The following is a 10940-nucleotide window of genomic DNA, read 5'->3' as shown; positions in this document are numbered from 1 at the left end:
TGCAATTGGTGATCGTGGAGTGGAGATGATGATTGCGTGTATTGAAGAAGCTTTGGCAGTACTTCCTCGTAATAATCATCGTCACCGGATTGAGCATTCAGGTATTACACCACCAGATTTAGTAAACAAAATAAAGGATTCCGATATTATTCCAATTCCTAACCCTGCTTTTATTCATGAGTTTGGTGATGGTTATATTAAAGATTATGGTGAAAGAGTAAATCACATGTTTCCTATCCGTTCATTCCTGGATGCTGGAATAATTCCCGCGGTTGGTTCAGATAGTCCAATTACTGATTTCAACCCACTCGTCGGGATTTGGTCAGCTGTAACTAGATTGAGTAAAGGTAAAGTAGAGGTAGGTCCAGAACAGAAGGTGAGTGTAGCAGAAGCAATAAAACTATATACCTATAATGGTGCATATGCTTCTTTTGAAGAAAATAGTAAAGGTAGCTTAGAAAAAGGTAAATTAGCTGATTTAGTCGTGCTAGATAGGGATATATTAGAAATTTGTAAAATGGAAATTAAAAATACGAAAGTAGATATGACTGTGATAGATGGGAAGTTTGTCTATCAAGCAAATTTTGTGGAGGTGTGAAAATGACCAAGAAAAAATTTGAAATTATTTACAGTAGTGTAGTATTGATGGCTCTTATTCCACTCATTTTCCCATTGTTTGAAATAGCTAATCGCGTAACCCCAATTGTGTTAGGACTACCGTTTAACTTTTTTTGGGTAATTTTATGGGTGCTTATAGTTTTTGTTGCAGTAACATGTCTCTATTTTATTGATCCAGATAAAGAAAATGATGGGGGGGTTGAGTAATGCAGGATTGGTTAATTGCTTTAATAATGATGTGTCTCTACTTGGCAATAGCTTTAGGAATTGGTGTATATGCTGGTAAGGGACGTGGTGGATCGATAAATGAATTTGCTGTAGCAGGTGGAGGACTCGGATTATTCGTTATGATGTTCTTAATGGGGGGAGCTGTCTTTAGTGCATTTTCCTTCTTAGGTGCACCAGGTTGGGCTTACTCAAGAGGGGCCCCTGCATTTTACATTATTGTATATACAGCATTTGCAATTTTGCCTTGGTATATAATTGGACCTAAAATTGGAAAAATAGGAAGAAAGCACAAACTATATACTCTATCAGGATTTTTACAAGTACGCTATAAAACTAAATTCTTAGGAGTACTGGTTGGGCTTATTGCTCTCCTAGCATTTATTCAGTATTTAGCGACACAAATGAAAGGGATGGCTTACATTTTTAGCATTATGACCGATGGCCATATTCCTTTCTGGCTTGGAGCATTACTAGCTTATGGTATTGTGGTTATCTATGTTGCAACAGGTGGCTTACGTGCTGCAGCCTGGTCAGATGTTTTCCAAGGTATTTTAATGATCGTTATTTCATGGGCTGTAGGACTTGCTGTAGTAAACCAACTTCATGGAAGTACAGGTGAAATGTTCAGAAATATTAATGATCTACAATCAGGTTTTCTCCAAATCGGTAAAGATGGTTCTACAATGACGGCTGTTGGATACACGACAACTATATTAGTATCGATTATGGGCTTCATGATGTGGCCACACCTATTTACAAAGTCATACGTGTCCAAAAGTATTACTATTAAGAAAACAGTGTTAGTGTATCCCATTTTTGCCTTGTTCTTAATCCCTCTGTTCTTAGCAGGATTTGCAGCAATTGGTGTGGTTCAGGCGGGTACAGTATCACCTGATGAAATATTACCGTATCTAGTTACTACAGTACTCGAATTGCCAGGCTGGTTGTATGGACTGGTAGGTGCTGGAGCATTGGCAGCAGCAATGTCATCGGCAGATGCGATTACACATAGTGCATCACTAGAATTCACTACCGGTGTTGTTCAAAACATTTGGACTGACCTCAGTGAAAAGACAACATTACTTACGATGAAATTAGGTGTTGTCGGAATTGGTGGTTTAGCATATGTGATCACAATTTTTGGCGGACAAGGATTAATCACACTACTTTTAGGTGCATATGGCTCGATTGTACAGTTTGCGCCTGGTGTGTATAGTGCGCTCTATTGGAAACGTGCTTCCGGATTGGGTGTTACATTAGGACTGATTGCAGGTACAATCGTTAACTACTACTACCAACTTGCAGCAGCTTCCACACCTTTTGGTATCCACGCAGGAATTATGGGGTTAATTGCTAACATAGTCATAATGATAGGAATTAGTTTAGCTACCAAACCACAAGAAGATGATATGGCGAATTCTTATGTGAAACCGTAAAAAAGGCAAAATTCAAAAAAAGCACCCTATGAAGTAGACAGCTTAGACTACTTTATAGGGTGCTTTTCTGTATATAGAAGGAATCAGATAATCATTAAATAAAGAAGATGACCTCTGTTTAATACAGAAGTCATCTTCTTAATGCAAAATCGTCTTAATTTTTATATGCAATTTTTAACACAGTTTGATACATTAATTGTGTTCCTATAATTATGTCCTCGATATTTGCATATTCATCAGGATGATGACTAACACCTTTTCTGCAACGGACAAAAATCATGCCATATGGGCAAATATCTGCCATTATTATAGAGTCATGGAATGGACCGCTCATCAGCTCAAATGGCTCACAACCGATTTCCAGCAATTCATTATTCATTATTTCTTTTATCCAATCGGAACAGTATTTTGGGTTACTATTCATATCTTCGGAAACTGAGTAGTGGAGATTATATTCTTTTGCAGTAGTGTCAATAAGTTTGTACAATTTTTCTTCATAAATTTTCCGTCTTTCTGGTACGATGTCTCGAAGGTCTATAGTAAATGTGACATTTTCTGATATTGTGTTTCTCGAATTCGGGAAATTCTTAATATAGCCTACTGTTCCGACAGTGGAACTGTTCGGATCACTTTTTAACATTTCATCATATAAAAAAATCACTTTTGCAGCCCCTACCAGAGCGTCTTGACGCAGGTTCATAGGTACGGCGCCAGCATGACCGGAAAGACCTTGGAAATCAACTGTAAGCCAAAGGGGGCCTGATATTCCAGAAACAATTCCAACTGGTAAATCTTTACTTTCCAGTAGCGGTCCTTGTTCAATGTGCATTTCCAAGAAGGTATGAACGTTGTCGGCATTATAACGTGCAGGATTATTAGTTGTTGCTTCTATGCCGATTGCATTTAAGGCTTGCTTTCTTGTTATACCATTATCGTCTTCTGAGTCTAGTTCATGGTCATTTACCTTTCCTGCTAAACCTCTGACACCGAATAGCCCCCTATTAAACCGGCAACCCTCTTCATCAGCAAAAGAAACAACTTCGATAGTACGGTCGGGTTGGATTTTTTTGTCATGCATGGACTGTATGACTTCAATGGCTGCTAAAACACCTACAGTTCCATCAAACCTCCCAGCATAAGGTTGGGTATCAATATGTGATCCCAATACAACGCGGGGGAGTGATGGTAATTTACCTTCATATACACCAATCAGATTTCCAAATGAATCAATGCTGACGCTCATTCCTGAATCTTTCATCCAACCTAAAACAAGATTCATAGCTTCCTTGTCTTCATTTGAATGGGCTAATCGTGAAACGCCAGTCTCACTGATTTTTCCTATTTCTGCTAATTCCATCAACCGTCTTTCTATACGTGTGCTACTAAGCAGTTTGGACCCTCCTCATTAGAGTACTGTAAATAAAGTACATAATATAATTATAAGTGGGATGGTTGATAGAAGCACTAAACATACTGTTAATTATGATTAGTTTACTTTTTACATAGTGTTTAATTCATGTGTTCTAATGTTACTTCTTTTGAAAAATCAGAAGGATGGGGGCCATCTTTAAGCAGATGATAAGCTTTGATAGCAGTTTCAATTGCCAAGCGATTCATAGGTTCCATGAAGTCTTGTCCAATAAGTTGTTTCATTTTTCCCAAGCGGTGATAGAGTGTCTGTCGAACTATAAATAATCTTTCGGATGCATCTTTTTTTGAACCGCAGCAATCCAGGTATACCTCTAGTGTCGTTAACAGTTCACTTTTCATTTCCTGATCGTATTTTATTAAAGGTCCTAAATAGTCTTTAATATAGGATTCAAGATGACCGCTGTCTTGTAACAGCAGAAGAAGTCGATAAACTCCGATGTTCTCGTAAAAATAAGTTTCTACCTTTCTTGAATCTTGTAAAATCAGAACCTGTCTTGATTCTTCGTAACTCTTAGACAGAAAATCAATATTTCTGTAGACATTACTTACTCCAAAGGAGCACTTACTACCATCAAAGATGTTACTTTCCTTTATTTTGGTTATTGTTTGTATTAGTTGTGTAAACTTTTTATTAACTGTTATTGATTGCTCTTCATTTAATTGCTCATAAGAAGAAATAACTGCAATTTCATTTTTACCAATGGCTATAGCAGGGTACAACCCATGTTTTTTAAACAAAGACTTAAACATCATGGATCTCTGTAGTTTTACTTCTTCCCATTCTTCCTCAATTAAATTTAACTCAGGGTAATTTGTTTTTATTAGAACTACCCTATAATAGAAGTTCATCGTCAAAGAGGGGGTAATTGTTTGGAGATCATCCATTTCGTAGTTCTTCCCTAGTAATAAATTCCGTACAAGTTCATCTTCTAAGTTTTGCTTCCTTTCCTCTATCGTTCTTTTTCTCAGCATGATTTGTGCGATGGCCAACGCGGCACAGTCCATTACAGTAAAGAAAAACTCATCTAAAGAGCTATCTTTTACTTCTAAGCATAAATATCCCCAAACTTGTCCAAGGCCTTTAACCGGAAACAATGCAAACTTTACCTCATTCAAAGTAAAAAAGCTCTGCCCAATATTGCTTTCTTTAAAATCATTAAATTTTGATCGTATTTCTTCAGTTAGCTCCCTAGCTTCAGGAGGATAATAGTAAGACTTAGCACCACCTTTTATAAAGAGTGTGCTTTTTTGAAAGGTAGCATTTAATTCTTGAAGGATTTTTAATATACCGTTTGGTGAAAGGGAGAGTTCATTGAACTTTTTAGACAATAAGTTTAATTTATTAAGTTCTAAGTGGTGTTGGTTAATAATTAAAAAGTGGAGATCTTGAGTGATATCAACAAATTTTACAACCTTTTCAAATATTATAATTGGAAAATTATTTTCGTCTGCTAATTTTATTGTTTCGTCTGAAATTCCATTAGCAGTGGTTCCAACTTCAATACATATTCCTACAGCCTCTCTCTCTATTAATTTTTCGAAATAGGTTAATTGGATTTGTGAATCAACCTGCAAACCAGCTCCAGCGGAAGTTGTCAAAATTAGTTCACCGCCATTTATAAATGATTCAAATTCGTTCGTATCCAATATATGAGTCCATTTGACCTGTTTATTCAATCCATTTTTTCCTGCTATTACTTTAGCATGTTGAAAAGTATTCCTTGTGAGTACATCTTTAATGGTTAATACGAATCCGCTGATCAAGTTTCATTCCTCCAAACCGTTAAGAAAAATCTTAAATAATTTAACATAATGTAAAATGACAATAATTCAGACTATTAGTAAAATAAATTATGAAGGATAGTTGATTTGCTGTCAACTCAATCACTTTTAAGTGATGGAAATAAGTGTTAATTTCAGTCTCATTTGTAAGTGTTTTCAATTTTTATAAATTGCCAAGATTAGTAGAAATGTTGATTATAAGATGGGAGTGAATACTATGAGCAAAATTAAAGAAGAAAAGCAATCTCTTATTGAAAAGGATCTTCAACATGTATGGCATCACATTTCACAGTATAACAAAAGTAATTTACCGAGAGTTGTGGTAGAAGCAAAAGGTTCATGGATAACAGATGATGAGGGTAATAGACTACTCGATGGTATGTCAGGACTGTGGTGTGTAAACGTCGGTTATGGTCGGGATGAGTTAGCACAAGTGGCTTATGAGCAGATGAAAAAGATGTCTTATACACCTATGACGCAAAGTCATTCACCAGCGATAGAGCTCGCAGAAAAATTGAATGAGCTACTGGATGATGATTATATGATATTTTATTCTAATAGTGGATCAGATGCAAATGAAGTAGCATTTAAAATTGCTCGTCAGTATCACCAGCAAAACGGTGATCATTCAAGATATAAATTTGTTTCACGTTATCGTTCTTATCATGGAAGTTCTATGGGGGCTTTATCAGCAACAGGTCAGGCAATACGGAAGTATAAATATGAGCCAATTTCAACAGGGTTTCTACATGTAGCTCCCCCTGATAACTACCGAAGACCTGCTGGCCAATCTGTTGAGGAATATAATTTGCAAAGGGCGCAGGAGCTTGAGGAGAAATTTATTTGGGAACAAAGTGAAACAATAGCTGCTGTTATTATGGAACCATTAATTACAGGTGGAGGTATGCTGATTCCACATCCGGTATATTTAGAAAAAGTCCAGGAAATCTGTAAGCGCCATGGGGTTCTATTAATTATTGACGAGGTTATCTGTGGGTTTGGTAGGACTGGTAAAGCATTTGGATATATGCATTTTGGTCTAAAACCGGACATTATTACAATGGCCAAGGGAATTACAAGTGCTTATTTACCATTATCAGTCACTGCTGTTCGAAGGGACTTATACGAAAAATTTAATGATGGCAGTGAAAACTCCCACTTCCGTCATATTAATACATTTGGGGGGAATCCAGCAGCATGTGCAGTCGCATTAAAAAATATTGAAATCATGGAGCGGGAGAATTTGTTTGACAGGGCTACAATTCTTGGCAACCGTCTTAAAAATGAACTGAAAGAATTACTGAATCATCCATTTGTAGGTGATATTCGTAGCTTTGGATTTTTAATGGGGATCGAAATGGTTGAAGATAAATTTACAAAGAAACCTGCATCTAACGCACGAATTGGTAAGATTATTGACGACTGCAAGAATAACAATCTGATCATTGGTAAAAACGGAGATACGGTAGCTGGATATAATAATATTTTGACAGTATGTCCACCTTTGTCCAGTACGGACGAAGATTTGGGTTTTATAGTTTCCGTATTAAAAAAGGTTTTTAAGGAGAATGAGTGGATTGTCAACACTAAATCAAACAATTTCCTTAAGGGCTAAGTTTCGATATTCTACTGGACTTAAATAGCCAAGCGTTCCGTGCGAACGGACATTATTGTACCAATTGACATAATCAAAAAGTTCAAGAGATAGCTGTTCAAGGGTAGAAAAATGTGTTCCGTTGACTAATTCTGTCTTCAATATCTTAAATGTCGTTTCTGCTACCGCATTATCATAAGGGTTTCCTTTATGGCTTAGAGAGCGTTCAATCTTGTGTTCACTTAATAATTCATCAATAACGACGTTCTTAAATTCAGATCCGCGATCTGTATGAAACAGTTTCACATTTCCTAATGGACGGTTGACAGTGGCGAAGGCACGTTGAACTAATACTGCATCTTTGCACTTGCCAGCGCTATAACCAACTATTTCTCTATTATATAAATCTATTAAAAAACAAACGTAGTTCCAACGCTTACCTACTTTGACATACGTTAAGTCACTTACTAGCACAGACATCTCTTCAACTACTTGAAATTCCCGGTCTAACACGTTCCCAACGGGGTCTTCATTTGGTTGGGTGGTCATTGGTTTATAGGACGCTTGGGCATATTTTGATTGGATCCCAAGTTCCCTCATTAATCTACCTATCCGACGCCTGGAAACCGTGTAACCTGCTTTTGAAAGGGCTTCTTTAATTTTACGTGTCCCGTATACCTTGCGGTTTTTGTTGAAAATCACATGTATTTTTTCTTTTAATTCTCGTTCTTCTTCAGCTTTTTCTTGTTCTTTTCGTGCTGCTACTTCTGTTTCGTAGTAAAATGTACTTCGAGCTATTTGCAGGACTTCGCACATTGCTGATACCGAATAGATGTGTCGATTTCTTTTGATTACTTCTATTTTCGTCCCATGATCAGCGCGGCTTGCTTTAAAATATCGACTTCCATTTCTAACTGATTATTTCTTTTTCTTAACTCCAACAATTCTTGTTCTTCAGGAGTTCTATTGTCTTTCTCCTTGAAGGATCCAGACTGCTGGAATTGTGTAATCCATCTGTCTAAAGCAGATGCAGTTAACTGATATTCACTAACAATATCTTGGCGGCTCTTCCCACTTTCATATAAAGCAACCACCTGTTTTTTAAAGTCGGTTGTAAATGTTCTTCTTTTTCTGGACATAGTAGATTCTCCTCACTCGTTATTCATTATTCTACTATCCCTTATTTTCATTGTCTAACTAAGTTTAACCTATCCAGAGTAACTAGAATGAAGGCTCTAGTGGAAATTAAAAATTAAATTAGATGGAGGTAATACTTTTGGCTCAAACGAAAGTAAAAGCACTACAAAACTATGTTGACGGGAAATGGATTGAAGCAAACTCTGGAGATACACAAGAAGTATTTAATCCTGCCACGGGAGAAGTAATAGCTCATGTACCAATTTCATCACAAGAGGATTTGAATCATGCGGTAGAAGTTGCTGCTGAAGCATTCAAGACCTGGAAGAAAGTAGCTGTTCCAAAACGGGCACGAATTCTATTTAAATATCAGCAATTGCTAGTAGATCACTGGGATGAACTAGCTGAATTACTAACTATTGAAAATGGGAAAAGTTTTAAGGAAGCTCAAGGAGAAGTATTACGTGGTATAGAGTGTGTTGAGTTTGCCTCAGGTGCTCCAACATTAATGATGGGAACTCAATTACCCTCTATTGCAACAGATCTCGAATCCGGTGTTTATCGTTATCCTGTCGGCGTGGTAGGCGGGATCACGCCATTTAATTTCCCAATGATGGTTCCGTGCTGGATGTTCCCTATGGCAATTGTTACAGGTAACACATTCATTTTAAAACCATCTGAACGGACACCACTACTTGCAAATCGTTTGGCAGAGTTACTGGAAAAAGCAGGATTGCCTAAAGGTGTATTTAATATCGTTCATGGTGCCCATGATGTTGTAAATGGATTGTTAGAAAACAAACAAGTAGCTGCTATTTCATTTGTAGGTTCACAGCCTGTAGCTGAATATGTATACAAAAAAGGTACCGAAAACCTTAAAAGGGTTCAAGCGCTTGCAGGAGCTAAAAACCATTCTATAGTACTAAACGATGCTAATTTAGAAAATGCTGTAGACCAAATAATCGGTGCTGCATTTGGGTCTGCAGGGGAGCGATGTATGGCATGTTCTGTTGTGGCTGTAGAGGATTCAATAGCTGATGAATTTGTTGAAAAACTTGTTCAAAAAGCAAATGATATAAAAATTGGTAATGGCTTGGAGGAGGGGGTCTTCTTAGGTCCAGTTATTCGGGAGAACCATAAAGCACGTACATTGCAGTACATTGCCGATGGTGAAAAGAGTGGAGCAAAACTTGTCCTGGATGGTCGCAAAGACAAAAGTGTTCAAAAAGAGGGCTTTTTCGTAGGACCTACAGTATTTGATAATGTAACAAGTGAAATGAAAATATGGGAAGATGAAATTTTTTCGCCTGTACTATCAATTAGCAGAGTAGAAAACTTAGAAAAAGCTGTTGAACTAACGAATAAATCACGTTTTGCAAATGGTGCATGTATTTTTACTAAAGATGGAGGTAATGTGCGCACTTTTCGGGAAACAATCGACGCAGGTATGATTGGCGTAAACATTGGTGTACCAGCCCCAATGGCGTTTTTCCCATTCTCTGGTTGGAAGGATTCCTTTTATGGCGACCTCCATGCAAACGGTAAGGATGGCGTTGAATTTTACACAAGAAAAAAAGTAGTTACTACTCGTTGGGCTTAATATAGAATAAATAGAGCCTACTCTATTTGGTATCTATTCTATGTCCAATTGGAAAAGGTCGAGCGAGGGATACTGCTTTTTATGAGCCAAAACAAACAAGATCCAGTTAGAAGTGGATCTTGTTTATTTTTTTGAATCAACTATAGTTTTTATCCAAAAAGAAGCTGTATGTGCTGATCAAGTTAACACAGCAGTACCGAATAAAAAAATATACTGGTTATCAGGTATCTACCTGACATCATACCTTTTAAGAATTAATTAAATAACCATGCATAAACATGTAGGACAGTGAAAATCAGTCCACTAATTAGGGGGTTTTTTTAGCAATGGATGAAAATAAGCAAACGGTAAGCTATGAATTAATAGATGGTATTGCCTGTATTTATCTCAATCGACCCAATAGTTTAAATGCGGTTATACCCCAGTTAATTGATGAACTTAATGAATCTCTGGAACGAGCAGAACATGATCGTGTTAGTGTTGTCCTGATTTCAGGAAGAGGAAGAGCATTTTGTGCAGGTCATGATTTGAAACAGGATAAACAAGAACAGACAGAAACGGAATTGCGTGGTCATCTTCAACGGCTTCAAGACGTTACTAGAAAGATACGGCAAGCACCTTCTCCCGTAATTGCAGCCGTACACGGTTATGCTCTTGGAGCTGGGTGTGAATTTGCTCTTTGTTGTGACCTGATTATTGCAGAAAATAATACTGAATTTGGCTTTCCGGAAGTCGGTGTTGGACTTAGTGTCACGGGCGGAATATCTCATTTATTACCAATGACAGTCGGGTTAAGCAAAGCGAAAGAGTTATTATTTCTGGGTGAACGATTTACTGCAAAAGAAGCAAAAAATCTTGGATTAATTAATTACGTGGTAGCTCCAGGTGAACTGGAGAATGAAGCAATGGAGTTAGCAACTAGATTAAGTAATCTACCACAAGCTTCTCTATCAAGAGCAAAGCTAGTTCTGAATCATGGTTCCCAATCTACTATTGATAGCGCTTATGAAATAGAGGTGGAACATGTTCTTTCAACAACGATATCGGAAGAAGCTAGAAAGGCAGCTGATAATTTTAAATCAAGAAAACAAGATTAACGCAGGGGAGGAGGAGG

Annotated in this window: 9 protein-coding genes; 6 read left to right on the top strand and 3 right to left on the bottom strand. The window is 37.2% G+C overall.

Annotated elements, in window-relative coordinates; all coding sequences use genetic code 11:
- The 3 genes from ACOI1D_RS12235 to ACOI1D_RS12225 all read left to right on the top strand — a co-directional run.
- Positions 1–598, top strand: a 598-nt coding sequence (locus ACOI1D_RS12235) for an amidohydrolase (RefSeq protein WP_422501572.1), incomplete at its 5' end; no start/stop codon positions are given.
- Between the two features lie 2 nt (positions 599–600).
- Positions 601–825 (top strand): hypothetical protein, encoded by a 225-nt coding sequence (locus ACOI1D_RS12230; protein WP_422501571.1) that lies wholly within the window; start codon positions 601–603, stop codon positions 823–825.
- A complete protein-coding gene (locus ACOI1D_RS12225) occupies positions 825–2282 on the top strand; it encodes a sodium:solute symporter family protein (protein ID WP_422501570.1) in 1458 nt (485 codons plus the stop codon). The genes ACOI1D_RS12230 and ACOI1D_RS12225 overlap by 1 nt, the downstream gene beginning before the upstream one ends.
- A gap of 154 nt (positions 2283–2436) precedes the next feature.
- Here ACOI1D_RS12225 and ACOI1D_RS12220 read toward each other — a convergent pair whose 3' ends face one another.
- Both ACOI1D_RS12220 and ACOI1D_RS12215 read right to left on the bottom strand, forming a co-directional pair.
- Entirely contained in the window at positions 2437–3654 is a 1218-nt protein-coding gene (locus ACOI1D_RS12220; RefSeq protein ID WP_422501573.1) for a M20 family metallo-hydrolase, read from the bottom strand.
- 137 nt (positions 3655–3791) lie between these two features.
- Positions 3792–5477 carry a PucR family transcriptional regulator gene (locus tag ACOI1D_RS12215; RefSeq protein ID WP_422501569.1) on the bottom strand — a complete coding sequence of 562 codons (1686 nt, stop codon included), beginning with the start codon at positions 5475–5477 and terminating at the stop codon, positions 3792–3794.
- A 235-nt stretch (positions 5478–5712) separates the two neighbouring features.
- On the opposite strand from ACOI1D_RS12215, the gene ACOI1D_RS12210 reads away from it, so the two are divergent.
- Entirely contained in the window at positions 5713–7110 is a 1398-nt protein-coding gene (locus ACOI1D_RS12210; protein WP_422501568.1) for an aspartate aminotransferase family protein, read from the top strand.
- Here the strand turns inward: ACOI1D_RS12210 and ACOI1D_RS12205 are convergent.
- A protein-coding gene (locus ACOI1D_RS12205) for an IS3 family transposase (protein WP_422501567.1) occupies positions 7087–8228 on the bottom strand; the annotation gives its coding sequence in 2 pieces (ribosomal slippage) (positions 7087–7982 and positions 7982–8228; 1143 coding nt in all). The genes ACOI1D_RS12210 and ACOI1D_RS12205 overlap by 24 nt on opposite strands.
- Before the next feature lie 137 nt (positions 8229–8365).
- Between ACOI1D_RS12205 and ACOI1D_RS12200 the strand changes: the two genes are divergently transcribed.
- Together ACOI1D_RS12200 and ACOI1D_RS12195 are read left to right on the top strand one after the other, a co-directional pair.
- Entirely contained in the window at positions 8366–9826 is a 1461-nt protein-coding gene (locus tag ACOI1D_RS12200) for a CoA-acylating methylmalonate-semialdehyde dehydrogenase (protein WP_422501566.1), read from the top strand.
- 326 nt (positions 9827–10152) lie between these two features.
- The gene (locus ACOI1D_RS12195; RefSeq protein WP_422501565.1) at positions 10153–10923 is read left to right on the top strand and encodes an enoyl-CoA hydratase/isomerase family protein; all 771 of its coding nucleotides are present in this window, start codon (positions 10153–10155) and stop codon (positions 10921–10923) included.
- Positions 10924–10940: the final 17 nt, after the last annotated feature.

The sequence above is a fragment of the Virgibacillus sp. DJP39 genome (assembly GCF_049310925.1).
Lineage (GTDB): Bacteria > Bacillota > Bacilli > Bacillales > Amphibacillaceae > Virgibacillus_F.
The sequence above is the reverse complement of the archived record's forward strand: the minus strand, read 5'-3'. Positions and strand labels throughout refer to the sequence as shown.